Origin of the sequence: Streptomyces sp. NPDC004647 (genome assembly GCF_040609575.1) — a bacterium.
In the GTDB taxonomy this organism is placed as follows: domain Bacteria; phylum Actinomycetota; class Actinomycetes; order Streptomycetales; family Streptomycetaceae; genus Streptomyces.
Window position 1 is genome coordinate 30,822 of record NZ_JBEXKU010000023.1, and the last position, 18,029, is coordinate 48,850.

Below are 18,029 nucleotides of genomic sequence, written 5' to 3' on the forward strand. Positions count from 1 at the left end.
GTGAGCCAGAGCTCCGGACTGCTGGTCCTCACCCCCCAGTACACCTCCACCGGCGCGCTCCTCGCCCAGGCCGCGGCGGGCCGCGGGCTGGAGGTCGAGCAGCTGCCGCCGGGGCGTACCGTCCCGGGCCGCAGAGTCCCCGACCGTCTCCGCGGCCTGCGCCCCGCGCACCTCTACGGCGGGCCGGAGTTCGCCGCGGCCGTGGCACCGCAGCTCGGTGTGACCCTCGTCGAACCGTCCCCCGACTGGCTGCCCGCCGTGCCGCGCCGCTTCACCGGCCGTACGATCCATGAACTCCCGCTCTCCGAGGCCCGCGAGCTGCCGCTCCCCTTCTTCGCCAAGCCGCCGAAGGACAGGGTCTTCGCCGCCGATGTCTACTCGTCCGGGAAGCGGCTGCCCACCGACCTCCCGGACACCACCCCGGTCCAGGTGAGCGAGATCGTCACCTTCACCGTGGAGTTCCGGCTCTTCCTCCTCGACGGCGACATCCGCACCGCCAGCCGCTACGCCACGTACGGCCGGCTGGACCCGGCCCCGCTCTCATGGTGTGCCGAAGAGACCGAGGTGCTGCGCTTCACCTATGACTTCCTGGCGTCGCACGGCCCCGCGCTCCCGCACGCCTGCGTCCTGGACGTGGGCCTGATCCTCGCCACGAACGGCCAACCGGCCCAGTGGGCGGTGGTGGAGGCCAACATGGCGTGGTTCAGCCATATCTACGCCTCGGACCCGGAGCGGGCGCTGGACGTGGTGCTGAGCGCGGCGGTGTCACTGTGAACAGCCGTGGTTCCGGTACCCCCGCCAGGCCCCGCATCGGTGGGGCCACTGTCGGTTCCCGGCTCAACTCGTCCTGATCCGGGCAGCGTCGGCCGCCGACTCCACGGCCTGGCGGATCTGCCACATGCTGCTCGCCACGACGCGGGCCCCGGCCGCGCGGAGCTGCCCCGCCTTGCGCTCGCCGCGGGCGTAGCCGCAGAACTGCGCCCCCGCCGTAGCAGCCGCTTCGACGTCCGAGACGGAGTCACCGATCAGCAGACACCTCTCGGGTTCGTGTCCGACCGCCGCCATCCCGCGCCGCAGGCAGTCCGGGTGCGGCTTCATCAGCCGGTGATCGCCGGTCCGCCCGAAGACCCGGCCCTCGAAGTACGGCCGCAGGTCGACGCGGTCGAGGTGCGCGCGAATGGCCGGCTCGCTGTTGTTGGAGGTGATGGCGAGTGGAACGCGGTGGCTGTGCAGCAGCTCTACGAGTTCTTTCGCGCCGGGTGTGGGAACCGAGGTCTCGGCGGCCGCCGACTCCTGCTCGTCGAGGCAGTCGCGCAACGCCCGCCGGAGGCCGGCTACCCGGTCCGCCTCGCCGGGAGGCCAGGTCACGTCGAGCGCGGCCCGGTAGAGCTCATGGGGGTCGTCGGAGTCCTTCACCACCGGCACCGGGAGCTCGTACTCGACGAGGACCTTCTCCAGCAGCCTGGCGATCTCCGGGGCCAGCCGCGGTCCACCGGGCCGCCGGGCCGCGAACAGATCCGCCATCGGGCCGTCGAAGTCGAAGAGGACGGCTCCGTTCCCGTGCAGGGTCGACGAGAACAGAGAGCTGAGTTCAGAGGTCACTGTCAGACGCCAAAGGTCGTGGGGTGGGCCAAGTTGTCCCAGAGGGAGTCGAACCAACGTTGAGCCTGGTCAACGAATATGGAGCCCTGAGCGCCCGGGTCGTGATCACTCTCGGAGAACGGGAAGAGCGTCGCCCCTATGCCGAGGACGTCGAAGATCTCGACCTGTTCGAGGTCCTTCTCGTCCAACGTCCTGACGTCGATCGGCCGTTTCACCACGCGGTACATGCCCAACAGCGCATGGCGGCGGTTGATGATGTAGAGCTTGGCGACCGGCGTCAGAGGCATGGTTCTGATCTCTACGGAGACGTCCTCGACCAGCCCTCTGTTGCGCAGCTCGACGACGGCGTCGTGAAGGGCGCCCGCGTGGCGCGCGGTCAGCCTGCGATGGCGGTCCCGCGGGCGCTCGTCGGTGGGGTCCGCGACCGACCGGGGCAGCGCGAGGTTGATGTCGATGCTCGGTAGGAGCAGCCGCACCGCGATGCGTTGTGGCTTGATTTCTTCGCTGTGGATCCGCAGGGTCTGGGCCCGAATATGCGCGTCCATCGACTCGGCGGTCAGCGTCATCAAGTCGAGGGTGACCTCGGGCGACTCGAACGCCTCTTCGAAGTACGGCTTCAAATGCACCATGGGGGACCCGGGCAGGGGTGCGGGGTGGTGCTGGCTGCGCGGGAGCACGGTGGCTCCGCTGCCTTGCCTGGACTCGATCCAGCCGTCGTTCTGCAGATCCAGCAGCGCGCGGCGGACGGTGTCACGGGAGACGCCGAACCGTTCCATCAATGTGCGCTGCGTGGGGATGTGCTGACCGACCGCCCACCTGCCGTCGCCGATCTCCATTCGCAGCACATCCGCGAGGTGCTGGAACTTGGTGTCACCCGATGTGGAGCGCTCCGGAGCCACCTGGACACCCTACAACTCGGCGGGTGTTGCATGTAATTGGCCGTACGCCGATGACTTTCCAAGCCCACTCGCGGGTGCACCCTCAGCCGCCTGTACGACTGCTGAAGTGGCCGTGCATAGTCATGTCCGGCCATGCACACCTCTCCGCCCACTTTCCAGACAACTTAGGCAGTCAAGTTGGATTGGTGCGTTAGTGGATCCCTCGGTGGGGGGACCATTCTTGTAGGGCCAACCCGACCAATTTGATTGGTAGTTGATGGATCCGGTGACGCCCGACTCGTCCGTCCGGCGTCGTACGGGCGCAGTCCCCGCAGCCCACCTCCGAGCCCACCCCGAAGGAGGGATCCATCATGCCGGAGACCAACCTCGCACCCGTCGTCGCCTTCGTCCTCGCAGTCCTCGCCGTCGGATTCGAGCAGATGGTGCAGTGGCGGTTCGGCGCCATGGGCATCGTCGGGCTGACACTGCTCGCCGTCGGTGTGAAGGCGAGGAACACCACGTGCAGCTGCCTGGGGGCCGTCGTCCTCGCGCTGCTGCTCGCCCACTGAAACGCCGCGAGCGGCCCGCGAGGCCGGGGCCCGCTAAGGCAGGGAGCCACACGAAGCAGCGCGGGCCCGTAAGGCAGGGAGCCACAAAGCAGCCCGGGCCCCTTGGGCAGGGAGCCACGAGGAGTCGGCAGGGCCATACCGCCGCCGGCCGTGCCGCTTCGTCAGAAGATGTCGGGGCACCACGGCCGGCGGGACGTACGCAGCATCGTGTCCGCCTGCTCCGCCGCCCCAGGGCGCTCCTCCGAGACACGGCCGAGCGACGTCAGGCGGACCGCCGACTCGTCCCCCAGGTACAGCGCGGCGAGGTCGCCCGCGCCCAGCGACAGGTCCGCTGATTCGGTGGTCGTGGCGCACCGGGCGCCCTCCGGGGAGGCGTCCAGCCGGAACCGCCCGCCCGCGAGGCCCGTGGGGTCGTGGATGTCCAGGACCAGCGAGCCCGTCGACGCGTACGTACGGGCCTCGAGCGCGCGCGGAACGTCCAGCAGATGCAGCCAGAGGAAGTCCGCCTGGGTGACCACCCTGGCCGCGCGCGGGTCCGGCAGGAACAGCGGGAGCAGGTCGTCCGGGGCGCGCAGCCCGGTGCTGACCGTGGTGATCCAGTCGACCGAGAGCAGGAAGTGCCACAGCGCCCGCTCCGCCTCCGGCGAGACGGCGATCATCCCCAGGACGGAGGCCCGGCAGTGCGGCTGCTTGGCCTCCCACCTGTCGTCCGTGGTGTACGCGAGCAGGCCGTCGATCCGGCCGCCGCCCTCCGCCGGGCGGTGCACCACGTAGTAGGGCGGCTTCCAGGGCTGGGACGGGCGCCGTATGTCGCCCGTGTACCGGCGCCACCAGCGCTCGTCGCGGCTGACGGCGCCGTGCTGTGCGGCGCACAGCCGTCCGTGCAGTTCAGGGCCCACCTTCCGGACCTCCGGGCCGTCCACCAGGGCCACCCGGCCGGCGTCGTCCGGCCCCGACCAGCGCGGGTCGAGGCCCGCGCGGGCCGAGTCGATCTCCCACTCGGTGGTCCAGGTGGCCGGGCCGAAGCCGTACCGCCCGTAGATCGGGTACTCCGCGGCGATCAGGGACGCGACGACATCGCCGCGCTCCTTGGCCCTCGCCTGGTCCACGGCGATCATCCGACTGAGCAGGCCGCGCCGCCGGTGGGTGGGGGAGACGGTCGCATTGCTGATCGCGTTCGCCGGCACGGTGGCCCCGCCGGGCACCGTGAGCCGCTGCGGGAAGCTGCGGAACGTGGCGACGCAACGACCCTCGTCGAAGGCCCCCTGTACGCGGTCCAGGTCCATGCCCGGGCGCCATGACTCGATCTCCTCCGCGGAGATCTCCGGCACGCGCAGAAAACCGGTCGCCAGGGCACGCAGCCAGCCGGGCACATCGGAGTCGGTGATCGTACGGACCTCGACACTCATACCGCCACGCTAGGCGAGCGCGGACCATCGGGTCGTCCGATTTCCGGCCCGGAGCGGTCGGAGTGGTCGGAGCAGGGGGTACGCCGATGGTTTATGCGAGGAGGTCGTCCACCTGGGCCTCGCCTGCCCGGTACCGGCGGGCGATCTCCGCGCTGCAGTCGTCGGCCGTACGCTGCAGCTGCTGGCGCCGCCGCGACACCTGCTGCTCGCAGCGCACCAGCCGGCCCATCGCGCCGTGCAGCTCCTCGTCCGTACGCGACTCCAGATCCGAGAGACCGACCTCGGACAGCATCGCCTCCGCCAACTGCCGGTACTCCTCGCTGCGCGGGGTCCCCAGCGTCACGTGCCGGGCCGATCTGTTCCGCGTCGGGCCGTCCGCCAGGATCTCCGGAAGCCGGTCGACCACCGGTGACTCGGGTGCCGTACGCCGCGCCTGCTCCGCACCCAGGATGTCGATCCGTCCCTGAAGGAGCCGGCGTACGTAACTCAGATCGGCCTCCTCCTGCTGCGACTCGCGGCGCAGCGCGCGCAGTTCGGGCAGCCGCAGCTCCAGCAGATCGCACTGCGGTGCGTCGGGCGCCGAGGCCGTCCGCTGCATCGGCGGCCGGGAGGTGGTGGCCGTAGTGGCTGTCGGTACGGGACCGGGTGTCTGTCCGGTGTCAGGTGTGCTCATGCGTCAACCGTCCCCTCGTCCGGTGCGGCGCCGGATGTCCGACGTGCGCACCGCCTGCATGCATCGTGCCACTGTCCGCAGTGCACGTGCATCGGCACCGCACCCGATAGGACCCGTACGGACGCAGGGCATCATGGTCCGTATGCGTGCTGTGGTGCAGAGGGTGAGCGGGGCGAGCGTCGTCGTGGAGGGCCGGACGGTCGGCGAGATCGTCGGGCCGGGGCTGTGTGTGCTGGTGGGCGTCACCCATGAGGACACCAGGGAAAAGGCGGCCCAACTGGCGCGCAAGCTCTGGTCGGTGCGCATCCTCGAGGGTGAGAAGTCCTGTTCCGACCTCGATGCGCCCCTGCTGGTGATTTCGCAGTTCACTCTCTACGGTGACGCACGCAAGGGCCGCCGCCCGACCTGGAACGCCGCGGCACCCGGTGAGATCGCCGAGCCGCTCGTCGACGAGGTGGTCGCACAGCTGCGCACGTTGGGAGCGCACGTGGAAACGGGCCGGTTCGGAGCGGAGATGAAGGTCTCGCTCACGAACGACGGCCCGTTCACGGTACTGCTGGAGATGTGAGCCCCGGCCCTCGGGGGTCGGTTCGCTCACTGCGCCCTTGGGGCGGCTGTCACTTCACCGAGCCGGCCATGACCCCCTGTACGAAGTGCCGCTGGAAGGCGAAGAACACGGCCACCGGCACGATCAGGGACAGGAAGGCCCCGGGCGCCAGCACCCCGATGTTGCTGCCGAACTGCCGCATCTGTGACTGCAGGGCCACGGTCAGCGGCTGCGACTCGCTGTCGGCGAAGATCAGCGCGACGAGCATGTCGTTCCACACCCACAGGAACTGGAAGATGGCCAGGCTGGCGATCGCGGGCCGGCCCAGCGGCAGCACGAGCCGCGAGAAGATCCGCCACTCCCCGCCGCCGTCCATCCGGGCCGCCTCCAGCATCTCCCGGGGCAGCTCCGCGAAGTAGTTGCGGAGCAGGAACACGGCGAACGGCAGGCCGTAGGCGACGTGGAAGAGCACGACGCCGGGTACGGAGCCGAACAGACCCACCGCGCCGAGCAGCTTGGCCACCGGCAGCAGTCCGACCTGGACGGGCACCACGAGCAGCCCCACCACGACCAGGAAGATCCAGTCCCGGCCGGGGAATTCGAGCCAGGCGAAGGCGTATCCGGCCAGCGAGGCGATCACGACCACGGCGACGGTCGTGGGCACGGAGATCAGCACCGTGTTCCAGAAGGCCTGGACGATGCCCGAGTCCTGGAGCAGAGCCGTGTAGCTGTCCAGCGAGAGCTTGGCGGGGTCGGCGAGTGCGGTCCACCAGCCGGTGGTCGCGTTGTCCTCCTCCGAGCGGAGCGAGGAGAGGAAGAGCCCCAGGGCCGGGGTGAGCCACAGCAGTCCGATGATCACCAGGAGGGCCTGCACCAGACCACCGCTCGCCCGCTTGGCCAGCCAGGCGGCCGGCCGCTTCCGGGGGGTGGCGTGGAGGGTCATGACTGGCTCCTGCGGAAACGTCGGATGTTGAAGGCCATGGCCGGGACCACCAGGAGCAGCAGCAGTACGCCGAGGGCGCTGCCGAGTCCCTGGTTGTTGCCGCCGCCGAAGGAGACCAGCCACATCTGCATGGCCAGCACGTTGGCCTCCTGCTGCACGGGCCCCGGGGCGATGATGTAGACGAGGTCGAAGACCTTCATCACGTTGATCACCAGGGTCACGAAGACCACGGTCAGGACCGGGGCGAGCAGCGGGACGGTGATCTTGCGGAAGATCTGTCCCTCACTCGCGCCGTCCATCCGGGCCGCCTCCATGACGTCCCTGGGCAGGGCGGACAGCCCGGCGCCGATGAGCACCATGGCGAATCCCGTCCAGATCCACAGATAGGCGCCGATGATGGCGGGCGTGACCAGGGCCGGGCCGAGCCAGGTGATGCCCTGGTACGGCTCGGCGAAGTTCTTCGTCGGCAGCTGTACGGAGTACTCGCCCGCCTTCAGGCCGGTGAAGCGGTACGAGCCGTCGGCGCCGGTGGTCGCCTTGCCGACCACCTCGCCCCCTCGGACCGCCTCGACCGCCATCCGCGGCAGCCCGCGCTCGGTCGGGTCCACCCGGCCCGGCTTCCCGCCGCCGCCGAGGGTGAAGTCGACATAGACCACGCCCCGCAGCTCGTCGCCGCCGGCTGTGGCCGCGGCGGCTCCACGGGCGGGCTTCGCCTCCTTGGGAAGCTCCTTGGGCGGCACCCCGACGAGGCCGAGGTTGACGGTCTGCCCCGGGCCGACGGCCTTCGCCGTACGGTACGAGCCGTCCTTGCGCTTCTCGAGCCCCTCGCCGTCCCGGGCGCGGGCGTCCGGGAATGCGGCCCCTTCGTCGAAGGAGTCGTGCACGCCGACGGCCACCGCGTTGAGCACGCCCCGCTCGGGGTCCTGCTCGTAGACGACGCGGAAGATGATGCCCGCGGCGAGGAAGGAGATCGCCATCGGCATGAACATCAGCAGTTTGAACGCCGTCGCCCAGCGGATCTTCTCGGTGAGCACGGCGAGGATCAGGCCGAGCCCGGTCAGCAGCGCCGGGGCGATCACGACCCAGATGGTGCTGTTGCGGATCGCCGTCAGCGTCGACGGGTCGCTGAACATCTCGGTGTAGTTCTCGGCACCGACGAAGCGCGTACCCGAGGCGTCGAAGAGGCTGCGGCCGACGGTGAACAGGATCGGATAGGCGACCAGACCGCCGAGCAGCAGCAGCGCGGGCAGGATGAAGAGCAGGGCTATGAGCCGGCGCCGCCGCGCGGCGCGGCGGCGGGGGTTCGCCCCGGTGCCGCCCGCTTGCGCGGGCGACACCCTGCCGGAGCTGCGGGGCGGACCTTTGTCGGGCGCGTCCTGGGAGGACGCGTCTTTGTCGGGCACAGCAGTGGCAGACATCGTGAAAGCTCTCAGTCCTTGTACGCCTTGGCCGCGGCGGCCTCGAGCTTGCGGGCGGTGGCCTCGGGGTCGGAGGGGTCGCGCAGGAAGTCCTGGAGGGCCTTCCACTCGCCCGCGCCCTGAGTCCCGCCGAAGGCGGCCGGAGCCTGGTCGGACATGTCGAACCGGACGGAGTCGCCCGCCTTGACCAGCGACTCGGCGGCCTTGCGGCTGGTGGTGTCGCTGTAACTGTCGGCCTTCAGGCCCTCGTTGGGTGAGATGAAGCCACCCGCCTTGGCCCAGACCTCGGCCGCTTCCGGCGTCGCCATGAACTCGACGAGCTTCTGGGCCGCCTCGCGGTTCTTTCCGGCCCTGAGCACGGTGGCCGCGTCGCCACCACCCACGACAGGAGCCTTTCCGCCATCGATGGCGGGGAAGGGGAAGAACTTGGCGTCCTCGCCGACCTTCTTCTTGAACTGACCGGAGACCAGGCCGCCGACGAAGTCGCCCTCGTAGACCATTCCGGCCTTGGGCTCGCTGCCGAAGACCTGCTCGACGGACTCGGGGAAGTCGGTGCGCAGCGCTTCCGCGCCGCCGCCGGCGACCAGCTTCTTGTCCTGGAACACCTCGCGCAGGGTGGTGAGCGCCTTGACCACGGTGGGGTCGGTCCACTTGATCTCGTGCGTGGCCAGCTTGTCGTAGTTCTTCGGCCCGGCCTGGGCGAGGTAGACGTTCTCGAACCAGTCGGTGAGCGTCCAGCCGTCCTGACCGGCGACGGAGAAGGCGGGCAGGCCCGAGTCGGATATGGTCCGGCCGGTCTTCAGCATCTCCGTGTAGGTCTTGGGGGGCTGGACACCCGCCTGCTCGAAGGCGTCCGGGCTGTACCAGACGGTCGACTTGTGGGTCGCCTTGAAGTAGAGGCCGTAGAACTTGCCGTTGACCGTCCCGTAGTCACGCCACACCGGCGCGAAGTGGATCCCGGCCTTCTCGTACGTCTTGGCCGAGAGCGGCTGCAGCCAGCCCTTTTCGGCGAACTGCTTGAGCACGCCGACCTGCGGCACCATCACCACGTCGGGGGCGTTGCCGCCCTCGATCTTGCTGCCGACGACCGTGGAGACGTTGTCGCCGGTAGAGATGAAGTTGACCTCGGCGCCGGTCTTCTCGCTGAACGCGTCCAGGACCTTCTTGAAGTTCTTCTGCTCCACGCCGGTCCAGACGCCGGCCACCGTGACCTTCTGGCCCTTGAGCTCCTGCTCGCCGGAGCTCGCCGGGCCCGTCGTACCGCCGCAGGCCGTCGCCGTCAGCGCGAGGCCGAGAGCTGCCACGCCGGAGGCTGTCATACGTCGTCTCGTGGCTGTGCGTCGCTTCATGATGGTGTTCCCTTCGTGGAGAGGTCGCTGATCCACCAGGCTGCGGTGGAGCCGGGGAGCGTCCCCGGGAGGCAGTCCCCGCTGGCGAGCAGCGGGGTGCCGGATACGGGAGCCGGAACGGGCTCCGTACCGAAGTTGACCGCGCAGACCAGCCCGTCCCCGCGGACGAAGGCCAGGACCTGCGGCGGCGTCTCGAGCCAGCGCAGGGTGCCTTCGCCCAGCTGGGGCAGGCTGCGCCGAAGCTGGAGCCCGTCGCGGTAGAGGTGCCAGAACGAGCGGGTGTCGGCCAGCGCACGGTCGGTGGCGTGCTCGGCGAACCACTCGGGCTGCGGGAGCCAGGGCCGGGCCGTCTCGGCGCCCGCCCCGGCGGTGAAGCCGAACGGGGAGGCGAGCCCCGACCAGGGCAGCGGGACGCGGCAGCCGTCGCGGACGCGGCTGCGGCTGCCGGTCCTGCGGAAGATCGGGTCGGTGAGGACCTCGTCGGGCAGGTCGACGACCTCGGGCAGGCCGAGTTCCTCGCCTTGGTAGACGTAGGCGGCGCCGGGCAGGGCCAGCATCAGCAGCGCGGCGGCCCGGGCGCGGGCGGGGCCCAGCCCGCTCGACTCGCCGCTCGGCTCGCCCGCGTAACGGGTGACGGTCCTGACCTGGTCGTGGTTGTTGAGCACCCAGGTGACGGTGGAGCCGGTGCCGGCGATGTCGCTCATCGCCTCGGAGATCGTCGCCCGGAAGGCGTCGACATCCCACGGCGCGCTCAGCAGGTTGAAGAAGAACGCCTGGTGCAGCTCGTCGGGGCGGACGTACTCGGCGTGCTCGCGGGCGGTCGGTACGGAGACCTCGCCGACCAGCAGCCGGTCGCGGCCGTCGCGGGCCGCGTACTCCTCGCACACCGCGCGCCAGTCGCGCCACACCTGGTGCACCTCGGGCTGGTTCCAGGCGAGCGGGTTGACCGAGTCGCGGGCACGCTCGTCGGCTCCGGGGTCGGCCGAGTCGGGGAGCTCGGGGTGCTTGAAGAGGCCGGCCGCCACATCGATACGGAAGCCGTCCACGCCGCGGTCGAGCCAGAACCGCAGCACCTCGTCGAAGTAGGCGCTCACGGCGGGCTCGCGCCAGTTGAGGTCGGGCTGCTCCGGAGTGAACATGTGCAGGTACCACTGGCCGGGCGTGCCGTCGGGCTCGGTGACGCGGGACCAGGCGGAGCCGCCGAACATGGCCCGCCAGTTGTTCGGCGGCAGCTCGCCGTGCGTGCCGCGGCCGTCCGCGAAGTGGAAGCGCGAGCGGGACGGACCGCCGGGCCCTTCCTCGAGTGCCGAACGGAACCAGGCGTGGGAGCTGGAGCAGTGGTTCGGGACGATGTCGAGGACGACCTTCACGCCGAGCCGCTGCGCGTCGGCGACCAGCAGGTCGAACTCGCCCAGGTCTCCGTAGACCGGGTCCACCCCGCAGTAGTCGGCGACGTCGTAGCCGTGGTCGTGCTGCGGTGAGGGGTAGAACGGGCTGAGCCAGATGCCGTCCACGCCGAGCTTCTTGAGATACGGCAGTCCGGCGCGGACCCCGGCCAGATCTCCGATGCCGTCGCCGGTGCTGTCCAGGAAGCTGCGTACGTAGACCTGGTAGATCACCGCGTCTCGCCACCAGTGCTGGGTCTTGGTGGCCGTGGCTATGAGCATCTCCGTTGACCTGTGACTCTCTAGGGCCGCGCCGACCGCCGCCGTTGTGCATGCATGTTAAGTAGGCGTATCGCGCAGGTGTCAACGAGTGAGTCGAAAGAAGATAGGAACGTGACCGTAATTTCGGCGGAGGCTCGTACGCCGGGGCAGATCGGGACAGCCCAAATGGACATACTTAACAAGTAGTGAGATGGGGAGGTCTCAGCCGCGGCGGGCGATCTCCTCGAGCTCCTGCTTCAGCCGCGCGACGGCGCTCTCCGGGGACTCGCGCTGGGCCATCGCGTCCTGGACGACCGCCTGCACCGCCAGGTTCACCTGCTCGTACCGCGGGCTCTTCGGGCGGGGCTTGGCCGCCAGGATGCTCTGCCGGAGCGTGGGCAGATACGGGAAGGCCTCCACCAGCGCGGGGTCGCCGTAGAGGTCGGCCCACACGGGCGGCAGCGCCCCCTCGGTCAGCACCTGACGCTGAACGTCCTCGCTGGTCAGATAGCTGATCAGGTCGGCCGCCGACTCCTTGTGCCGGGAGTTCGCGTTGACCGCCAGGTTGGAGCCGCCGAGGATGCTGGAACCGGGGCCGTCGGGACCGGGCAGCGGCACCACACCGAACTTCCCCGCCACCTTCGAGTCCTTCCCGCCCGCCAGCGAGTAGGCGTACGGCCAGTTGCGGAGGAAGAGCAGCTCGCCGTTCTGGAAGGCCTTGCGGGACTCCTCCTCCTTGAAGCTGAGGGCCCTCTCGGGGATCCAGCCGTCCCGGACGCCCTCCGCCAGGAACGCCAGACCCCTGCGGGCGGCGGGGGAGTCGACGGTGACCCGGGCGCCCTCGTCCGCGAGGATCGTGCCCTTCGCCGACTGCACGGCCTCGGCGGCGTTCACGGTGAGCCCCTCGTACGGCAGGAACTGTCCGGCGTATCCGTCCAGGCCGTGCTTCGGTGCGACCGTCCTGGCCAGCCGCTCCAGCTCGGCCCAGGTGCGCGGCGGGCGCTCGCCCGCCCGGTCGAGGACGTCCTTGCGGTAGTAGAGCAGCCCGGCGTTGGTGACATACGGGACGGCGTGCAGCCGCCCCCCGAAGGTGGCGGTGTCCACGACCGGTGGCAGGAAGCGCTTCAGCGGGAAGCGGTCGCTGTTCAGCGGTGCGATCCAGCCCGCCGCGGCGAACTCGCTGGTCCAGGCCACATCGATATTGAGGACGTCGAAGCGGTCGCTGCCGGACCGCAGGCTGGTGACCATCTGCGCGCGGACTTCGTCAGCGGCTTCGGGCAGCTCGACGAGTGTCACCTTCTCCGCGGGGTGCGTACGGTTCCAGTCCTCGAGCACGCCGCGGAGATAGCCGGTCAGGTCTCCGCCCGTGACCATCGTCATCGGGCCCCGCCCTCCGGCGCTGCCCGCCGGTTCGCCGACCGGGGCGCCCGACGCGGCGTAGCCCGTGAGGATCAGCGCTGCCGCCAGGAGCCCCCTGCTTGCGGCACGCGTCCACCGCATGGGTTCCTCCTTGTGCGTGCGACGCCGGCCTGCCGTGTTCAAGCGTCCTCGCCCCTGTATACCCGTTAGGCATGCGCGATACTAGACGTCGCAGACAGGTCCGAGGGCGATCCGGCCCACCGTCGGAAGCGACCGCCTAACGAGCAGGTACGGCGGGGAGGGAGGAGTGCGAGCGTGCGGCTGCCCCTCCTGGCACTTCTGGCGAAGGGGCCCGCCCATGGCTACGAGCTCAAGCTGGCCCTTGAGAAGCTTCTGGGCGCGGCGTACCCTCAGCCGAACGTCGGGCAGATCTATGTCACCCTCGGCAGGCTGGAGAAGGCGGGCCTGATAGAGGGCGAGGACGTCGCCCAGTCCAGTCGGCCGAACAAGCGCATCTATCAGCTCACCGAAGCCGGGCGTGAGGCGGTGGCCGCGTGGTACGAGGAGCCGACCGACGAGCCGCGGGTGCGGGACGAGTTCTTCATGAAGCTCGCCATCGCCTCGCACTCGGGGGGCGCTGACCAGATCGCCCTGATCAACCAGCAGCGCCGCTACTACCTCAACACCATGCGTGATCTGTCCAAGCTCGCCGCGGCCGAGGACCGGGACAACCGGGTCGCTCAGCTGCTGATCGAGGGCGCGATGCTGCATCTCCAGGCGGATCTGGACTGGCTGGAGCGCTGTCAGGAGGAGCTCGAATGAGCCGCGACAACCCTCCCCGTGCCGCAGGCGGGGGGAAGACCGGCGGATCGTCCGCCGCCGAAGTGCCCCCCATCGTGAAGGCCGAGGGCCTGGTCAAGTCGTACCGCTCGGACGGTGTCCCGGCCGAGGCCGTACGCGGCGTCGACCTGTGCGTGGAACGCGGCGAGTTCGTCGCCGTCACCGGGCCCTCGGGGGCCGGCAAGTCCACCCTGCTGCATCTGCTCGGCGGGCTGGACAAGCCGGACAGCGGCAAGCTGTGGCTGGGCGGCCGGGAGGTCGGCGGCTACAGCGAGGCCCGCTGGGCCGTACTGCGCCGCCGCAGCATCGGCATCGTCTTCCAGTTCTTCAACCTGGTCTCCAATCTGACCGTGGCCGACAACGTCGAGCTGCCCGCGCTGCTGGCGGGCAGCACTCCACGGCAGGCCCGGGAGAGCCGGGCCGAGCTCCTCGCCGAGCTGGGCCTGGAGGGCAAGGAGATGAGCACGCCCGGCGAACTGTCCGGCGGTGAGCAGCAGCGCGTCGCCCTCGCCCGCGCGCTGGTCAACCACCCCAGCCTGCTGCTCGCCGACGAACCCACGGGCAGCCTCGACAGCAAGGGCACCAAGGAGGTCATGCGGCTGCTCTCCCGGTACCACCAGCGCGGCCAGACGATCCTGCTGGTCACCCATGACGCCCGGGTCGCGAGCTCGGCGGACCGGGTGCTCAGCTTCTTCGACGGCAGGATTGTCGACGACGCGACGCTCGGTGCCGGGACCCGGCGCGGGGGCGGCGTCGCCGATGTGCTCGAACTGAAGGGCTGAGGATGCGCGCCACGGTGCGCTGGGTGCGCGCAGACCTTCGGGCGCACCGCGGCGAGGCCCTCTTCATGGTCCTGGCCACGGCCGGCATCATCGTCTCGCTGCTGCTCGCCGGCGCCTTCCTCACCTACGCGGCGAACCCCTGGCAGCGGGTCTTCACCCAGTCCGACGGCGCCCATGTGTGGATCCACGCCAAGGCGGCATCGGACACCCGGGAACTCGCCAGTCTCGACGGCGTCAAGGACGCATCCGGGCCGTTCCGCACCGCCCGGGCCAACGCGGAGATCGGTGGTATCAGGGCGTCGTTGCAGCTCCGCGCCACCGCGGAACCGCCCCGAGTGGCGCACCCGCTGATCGACTCCGGCCGCTGGCTCGACCGGGGGCGGACCGACGGCGTCGTGCTGGAGAGCTCGGTCGCCCGTGCGCTGTGGGCGGAGCCGGGCGACTCGCTCGGCGTACGCGTCCCCGGCGGTCCCGTACGCACCCTGCGCGTGGTGGGCGTCGCGAAGACCGCCGAGCCGGAGTTCAGACCGGGGGAGACCGCCGGCATCGGATGGGTGCTCCCCTCGACCCTGAACCGGGTCGAGCCCGACCGCGACCGCCATGGCCGGACGATCGGGCTGCGGCTCGACGACCCCGAGGACACCGACTTCGCCGTCCAGCGGGCGGTGACCGCACTCGGCGCCGAACAGATCAGCGAGGTCTCGACCTGGAAGCAGGCGCGGGCCGACGCGGAGGGCGGGGACCGGGTCCTCGGGCTGCTGCTCGGCCTGTTCGGGCTCGGTGCCCTGCTGGCCGCCGCGCTGGCCGTGGCCGGGGCCATCGGGGCCAGGGTCAGGGGCCAGCTGCGGGACATCTCCGTGCTGAAGGCCATCGGGTTCACGCCCGCACAGGTCATCCGGATGTTCCTGGTCGAGCACTTCGCGCTCGCGCTGCTGGGGGTCGTCTCCGGGGCGGTCCTCACCGAGGCGCTGGGCGCTCGTGTACCCGGCCGGGCCGGCGAGGCGCTGAAGCTGTGGCAGGACCTGCCGGAGCACACCTGGGTGCCGTTCGCGATCTCGGCAGGCGCGCTGCTCCTCATCGCCCTGACCACCGGGCTGGCGGCCTGGCGGGCCGGCCGCGTACCGCCCGTGCCGGTCGCCCGCGCCGCGATCCCGGCCGGCCGCCGGATGTCCGGTACGGCCAGACGCGCGCTCGGGCTCCGCATTCCGCCCGCTCTCGTGCTCGGCTGGCGCGGCGCCTTCGACCACCCGGCGCGATCGGCGGCCGCCGTCGGGCGGCTGGCCGTACCCCTGCTGCTGATCACTGTCGCCCTGGGGGCCTGGACCACGCTGGACCGCTTCGAGAGCCATCCGGAGAGGGTCGGGCTCGCCGCCGGGCTCGTCGCCCGGGGGGACGGCCTCGACGACGCCGGGGTGCGGCGGTTGCTCACCCACGACCCGGGGGTCACCGCGGCGCACCCGGGTGTCGAGGTCGAGGCGCTGGTCCCGGGGCAGACCGGGACGATCACGCTGCGCGGTCTCGGCACGGCGCGTGACCCGTACCCGTTCTCCGTGGCCGAGGGGCGCGCCGCCCACGGCCCGGACGAGGCGGTGGCCGGCCAGGGCCTGCTCGATCTGCTGGACGCCGGGGTCGGCGACTGGGTCCGTATGACGGTCGAGGGCCGCCCGCAGGTTCTGCACATCGTCGGGCGGAGCATCGAGCCCGAGCGTGGTGGCCGGGTGATCTCCACGTCCCTCGACACACTGAGCGAGCGCGACGCCTCGCTGCGGCCGGACTTCTATTACCTGGCGCCGGCGCCCGGGACCGACCCGTCGGAGTTGAGCGCGGCGCTGGCGGACTCCGCGGACGGCCGGCTGGACGTACGGAAGATCCCCAATCCCGCGGACGAGCTCTCGGCCGTACGCGGGGTGATCGTCGGACTCGTGACGGTGCTGGCACTGATCGGTCTCGCCGAGCTGTCCACGACCATCGGTACGGGTGTGCGTGACCGCAGACGGGACCTGCTCGCCCTGAAGGCCATCGGCCTGACTCCACGTCAGATCATGGCGGCGATCGTGGCGGGGACCGGTTTCACCGCGCTCGCCGCGGCCGTGGTGGGCATGGCCGTCGGAGTGCTGACGGCGGACTGGCTGATCGATCTCCAGGGGCGGTCCAGCGGCATCGGTGCGGGTATCGCGCAGCCCCCACCGCCGGCGACCCTGCTTCTGATCGGTGCGGCAGCGGTGGCCGGGGCGGTCGCCGTCTCGGTGCTGCCCGCCGAACGGGCCGTACGGCAGAGGCTCGCGGACACCCTGAGCGACACGCTGTGAGCCGGCGCCGGGGGGCCGCCGCCGCGTGCGACGGCCGGCCCTCGCGGCGCGCTGTGAGCCGGTGGGCCTACGGCTCGACGACCGTCTCCTGGGCCGCCGCCGTGGCGTCCACGATCAGCTCCGCGTCCACCGGCACATTCCGCTTGATCAGCGCCAGCGCGATCGGCCCCAGCTCGTGGTGGCGCGCGGAGGTGGTGAGGAAGCCCAGCTGGCGCCCCTCCTCGCCGTCCGCCGCGAGCCGGACCGGCGCCCCGTGCCCGGGCAGCCTCACCTCGCTGCCGTCCAGGTGCAGGAACACCAGCCGGCGGGGCGGCTTCCCCAGGTTGTGGACACGCGCCACGGTCTCCTGGCCGCGGTAGCAGCCCTTCTCCAGATGCACGGCGCTGCCCAGCCAGCCCAGCTCGTGCGGGATCGTCCGGTGGTCGGTCTCCAGACCGAAGCGCGGCTGACGCGCCTCGATCCGCAGCGCCTCCAGGGCCAGCACACCGACGGCCGGGCCGCTCGCCGCGGCGAAGGACTTGAGCCGGTCCCGGGGGAGGAAGAGGTCCCGGCCGTGCGGGGTCTCCCGTACGGCGACGCCCTCCGGTGTCTCGATGATCGAGCCCGCAGGCAGGTGCACGACCGCGAACTCCTCCGTCGCGTCCTTGACCTCCACCCGGTAAAAGAACTTCATGCTCTCCAGGTAGGAGATCAAGTCGTCCTGTGTACCGGGCTCGACATGCGCCCAGGTCGTCTCGCCGTCGTCCACCAGGTAGAGCGCGTGCTCGATATGGCCGTGCGCGGAGAGGATCAGCGCCTCGGTGGCCTGGCCCGGCGGGAGGTCGCTGACGTGCTGGGTGAGCAGCAGATGCAGCCAGCTCAGCCGCTCCGGGCCGGTGACCGTGATCACTGCGCGGTGTGAGAGGTCCACGAAGCCGGTGCCGTCGGCGAGCGCGCGTTGCTCGCGGAACAGGTCGCCGTAGTGCGCCGCGACGCCTTCGTCGGGAGCCTCGGCGGGGACGGCACCGGGAAGCGACAGCAGAGGACTTGGTTCCGAACGTGGCTGCATGACGACCAGCCTACGGTCCGCCGGGCGGCCCACCGGCGGCGCGGTCCCTGCCGGGAGCCGTACGGTCCGGGTCCGTGGCCGTAGCGTCCGGGCCCGTGGCCGTAGCGTCCGGGTCCGTGGCCGCATCCGATTTCGCCATGCAGTCCTTGCACCGCCCGAAGATCGCGAAGTGCTTGAGATCGGTGTCGAACCCGAAACGGGCGCGCAGCTCGGCGGTGAAGGACGCGGCCACCGACACATCGGCCTCGATGACCTCCCCGCAGTCCCGGCACACCAGATGGATGTGGTGGTGCCGGTCCGCGAGATGGTAGGTCGGCGCCCCGTGCCCCAGGTGGGCATGGCTGACCAGCCCCAGCTCCTCCAGCAGCTCCAGCGTCCGGTAGACCGTGGAGATGTTCACCCCGCCCGCGGTGCGCCGGACCTCGGTGAGGATCTCATCCGGAGTCGCGTGCTCCAGCCTGTCCACGGCCTCCAGCACGAGCTGGCGCTGCGGGGTCAGCCGGTACCCACGCCTTCTCAGGTCGCTCTGCCAGTCGGTGGTCACCACACGGCCAGTGTAGAAGGGCGGCGCGGGAGGACGGCCGGTGGACGCCGCGGGCCGATCGGACGTGTCCGGCGCGAGGGGGGCCCCGCGAGGTGCCGGAGAGCCCGGGCGGC

General features: G+C 70.8%; 17 protein-coding genes. 6 read left to right on the forward strand and 11 right to left on the reverse strand.

Annotated elements, in window-relative coordinates; all coding sequences use genetic code 11:
- The gene (locus ABZW18_RS12945; protein ID WP_356186143.1) at window positions 1–774 is read left to right on the forward strand and encodes an ATP-grasp domain-containing protein; all 774 of its coding nucleotides are present in this window, start codon (window positions 1–3) and stop codon (window positions 772–774) included.
- Between the two features lie 63 nt (window positions 775–837).
- Here ABZW18_RS12945 and ABZW18_RS12950 read toward each other — a convergent pair whose 3' ends face one another.
- Window positions 838–1,602, reverse strand: a complete 765-nt coding sequence (locus ABZW18_RS12950; RefSeq protein WP_356186146.1) for an HAD family hydrolase — start codon at window positions 1,600–1,602, stop codon at window positions 838–840.
- Window positions 1,603–1,604: 2 nt separating this feature from the next.
- Window positions 1,605–2,501, reverse strand: a complete 897-nt coding sequence (locus tag ABZW18_RS12955) for a GntR family transcriptional regulator (RefSeq protein WP_356186149.1) — start codon at window positions 2,499–2,501, stop codon at window positions 1,605–1,607.
- A gap of 350 nt (window positions 2,502–2,851) precedes the next feature.
- Here ABZW18_RS12955 and ABZW18_RS12960 point away from each other — a divergent pair, with 350 nt between their 5' ends.
- Window positions 2,852–3,049: a hypothetical protein gene (locus ABZW18_RS12960; protein WP_356186151.1), complete on the forward strand. Its 198-nt coding sequence runs from the start codon at window positions 2,852–2,854 to the stop codon at window positions 3,047–3,049.
- Window positions 3,050–3,210: 161 nt separating this feature from the next.
- On the opposite strand, the gene ABZW18_RS12965 is transcribed toward ABZW18_RS12960, so the two are convergent.
- Both ABZW18_RS12965 and ABZW18_RS12970 read right to left on the reverse strand, forming a co-directional pair.
- On the reverse strand, window positions 3,211–4,458 hold the full coding sequence (locus ABZW18_RS12965) for a GNAT family N-acetyltransferase (RefSeq protein WP_356186153.1): 1,248 nt from the start codon (window positions 4,456–4,458) through the stop codon (window positions 3,211–3,213).
- 91 nt (window positions 4,459–4,549) lie between these two features.
- The gene (locus tag ABZW18_RS12970) at window positions 4,550–5,131 is read right to left on the reverse strand and encodes an ABC transporter substrate-binding protein (protein WP_356186156.1); all 582 of its coding nucleotides are present in this window, start codon (window positions 5,129–5,131) and stop codon (window positions 4,550–4,552) included.
- A gap of 142 nt (window positions 5,132–5,273) precedes the next feature.
- On the opposite strand from ABZW18_RS12970, the gene dtd reads away from it, so the two are divergent.
- The gene (gene dtd / locus ABZW18_RS12975) at window positions 5,274–5,699 is read left to right on the forward strand and encodes a D-aminoacyl-tRNA deacylase (RefSeq protein ID WP_356186158.1); all 426 of its coding nucleotides are present in this window, start codon (window positions 5,274–5,276) and stop codon (window positions 5,697–5,699) included.
- A 49-nt stretch (window positions 5,700–5,748) separates the two neighbouring features.
- On the opposite strand, the gene ABZW18_RS12980 is transcribed toward dtd, so the two are convergent.
- The 5 genes from ABZW18_RS12980 to ABZW18_RS13000 form a co-directional block, all read right to left on the reverse strand.
- Window positions 5,749–6,621, reverse strand: a complete 873-nt coding sequence (locus ABZW18_RS12980; RefSeq protein ID WP_356186160.1) for a carbohydrate ABC transporter permease — start codon at window positions 6,619–6,621, stop codon at window positions 5,749–5,751.
- A complete protein-coding gene (locus ABZW18_RS12985) occupies window positions 6,618–8,039 on the reverse strand; it encodes an ABC transporter permease subunit (RefSeq protein ID WP_356186162.1) in 1,422 nt (473 codons plus the stop codon). Before ABZW18_RS12985 ends, ABZW18_RS12980 begins: the two co-directional genes overlap by 4 nt.
- Before the next feature lie 11 nt (window positions 8,040–8,050).
- Entirely contained in the window at window positions 8,051–9,388 is a 1,338-nt protein-coding gene (locus ABZW18_RS12990; RefSeq protein WP_356186165.1) for an ABC transporter substrate-binding protein, read from the reverse strand.
- Entirely contained in the window at window positions 9,385–11,055 is a 1,671-nt protein-coding gene (locus ABZW18_RS12995; protein WP_356186168.1) for a glycoside hydrolase family 13 protein, read from the reverse strand. Before ABZW18_RS12995 ends, ABZW18_RS12990 begins: the two co-directional genes overlap by 4 nt.
- Window positions 11,056–11,256: 201 nt before the next feature.
- Window positions 11,257–12,534 (reverse strand): ABC transporter substrate-binding protein, encoded by a 1,278-nt coding sequence (locus ABZW18_RS13000; protein ID WP_356186170.1) that lies wholly within the window; start codon window positions 12,532–12,534, stop codon window positions 11,257–11,259.
- A gap of 174 nt (window positions 12,535–12,708) precedes the next feature.
- On the opposite strand from ABZW18_RS13000, the gene ABZW18_RS13005 reads away from it, so the two are divergent.
- From ABZW18_RS13005 to ABZW18_RS13015, 3 genes are read left to right on the forward strand one after another with little or no spacing between them, the layout of a single operon-like run.
- On the forward strand, window positions 12,709–13,215 hold the full coding sequence (locus ABZW18_RS13005) for a PadR family transcriptional regulator (protein ID WP_356186173.1): 507 nt from the start codon (window positions 12,709–12,711) through the stop codon (window positions 13,213–13,215).
- Window positions 13,212–14,015: an ABC transporter ATP-binding protein gene (locus tag ABZW18_RS13010; RefSeq protein ID WP_356186176.1), complete on the forward strand. Its 804-nt coding sequence runs from the start codon at window positions 13,212–13,214 to the stop codon at window positions 14,013–14,015. Before ABZW18_RS13005 ends, ABZW18_RS13010 begins: the two co-directional genes overlap by 4 nt.
- Window positions 14,016–14,017: 2 nt before the next feature.
- Complete coding sequence (locus tag ABZW18_RS13015; RefSeq protein ID WP_356186179.1) at window positions 14,018–16,324, forward strand: FtsX-like permease family protein; 2,307 nt, start codon at window positions 14,018–14,020, stop codon at window positions 16,322–16,324.
- Window positions 16,325–16,391: 67 nt separating this feature from the next.
- Here ABZW18_RS13015 and ABZW18_RS13020 read toward each other — a convergent pair whose 3' ends face one another.
- Together ABZW18_RS13020 and ABZW18_RS13025 are read right to left on the reverse strand one after the other, a co-directional pair.
- Window positions 16,392–17,372 (reverse strand): folate-binding protein, encoded by a 981-nt coding sequence (locus ABZW18_RS13020; protein ID WP_356186182.1) that lies wholly within the window; start codon window positions 17,370–17,372, stop codon window positions 16,392–16,394.
- Between the two features lie 10 nt (window positions 17,373–17,382).
- Window positions 17,383–17,919: a Fur family transcriptional regulator gene (locus tag ABZW18_RS13025; RefSeq protein ID WP_356186185.1), complete on the reverse strand. Its 537-nt coding sequence runs from the start codon at window positions 17,917–17,919 to the stop codon at window positions 17,383–17,385.
- Window positions 17,920–18,029 lie beyond the last annotated feature (110 nt).

Excerpts from the sequence above, each read along its gene's own strand:
- ABZW18_RS12960 (WP_356186151.1), top strand. The coding sequence starts at position 2,852 with ATGCCGGAGACCAACCTCGCACCCGTCGTCGCCTTCGTCCTCGCAGTC.
- ABZW18_RS12965 (WP_356186153.1), bottom strand. The coding sequence starts at position 4,458 with ATGAGTGTCGAGGTCCGTACGATCACCGACTCCGATGTGCCCGGCTGG.
- ABZW18_RS12970 (WP_356186156.1), bottom strand. The coding sequence starts at position 5,131 with ATGAGCACACCTGACACCGGACAGACACCCGGTCCCGTACCGACAGCC.
- dtd (WP_356186158.1), top strand. The coding sequence starts at position 5,274 with ATGCGTGCTGTGGTGCAGAGGGTGAGCGGGGCGAGCGTCGTCGTGGAG.
- ABZW18_RS12980 (WP_356186160.1), bottom strand. The coding sequence starts at position 6,621 with ATGACCCTCCACGCCACCCCCCGGAAGCGGCCGGCCGCCTGGCTGGCC.
- ABZW18_RS12985 (WP_356186162.1), bottom strand. The coding sequence starts at position 8,039 with ATGTCTGCCACTGCTGTGCCCGACAAAGACGCGTCCTCCCAGGACGCG.
- ABZW18_RS12990 (WP_356186165.1), bottom strand. The coding sequence starts at position 9,388 with ATGAAGCGACGCACAGCCACGAGACGACGTATGACAGCCTCCGGCGTG.
- ABZW18_RS12995 (WP_356186168.1), bottom strand. The coding sequence starts at position 11,055 with ATGCTCATAGCCACGGCCACCAAGACCCAGCACTGGTGGCGAGACGCG.
- ABZW18_RS13000 (WP_356186170.1), bottom strand. The coding sequence starts at position 12,534 with ATGCGGTGGACGCGTGCCGCAAGCAGGGGGCTCCTGGCGGCAGCGCTG.
- ABZW18_RS13010 (WP_356186176.1), top strand. The coding sequence starts at position 13,212 with ATGAGCCGCGACAACCCTCCCCGTGCCGCAGGCGGGGGGAAGACCGGC.
- ABZW18_RS13015 (WP_356186179.1), top strand. The coding sequence starts at position 14,018 with ATGCGCGCCACGGTGCGCTGGGTGCGCGCAGACCTTCGGGCGCACCGC.
- ABZW18_RS13020 (WP_356186182.1), bottom strand. The coding sequence starts at position 17,372 with ATGCAGCCACGTTCGGAACCAAGTCCTCTGCTGTCGCTTCCCGGTGCC.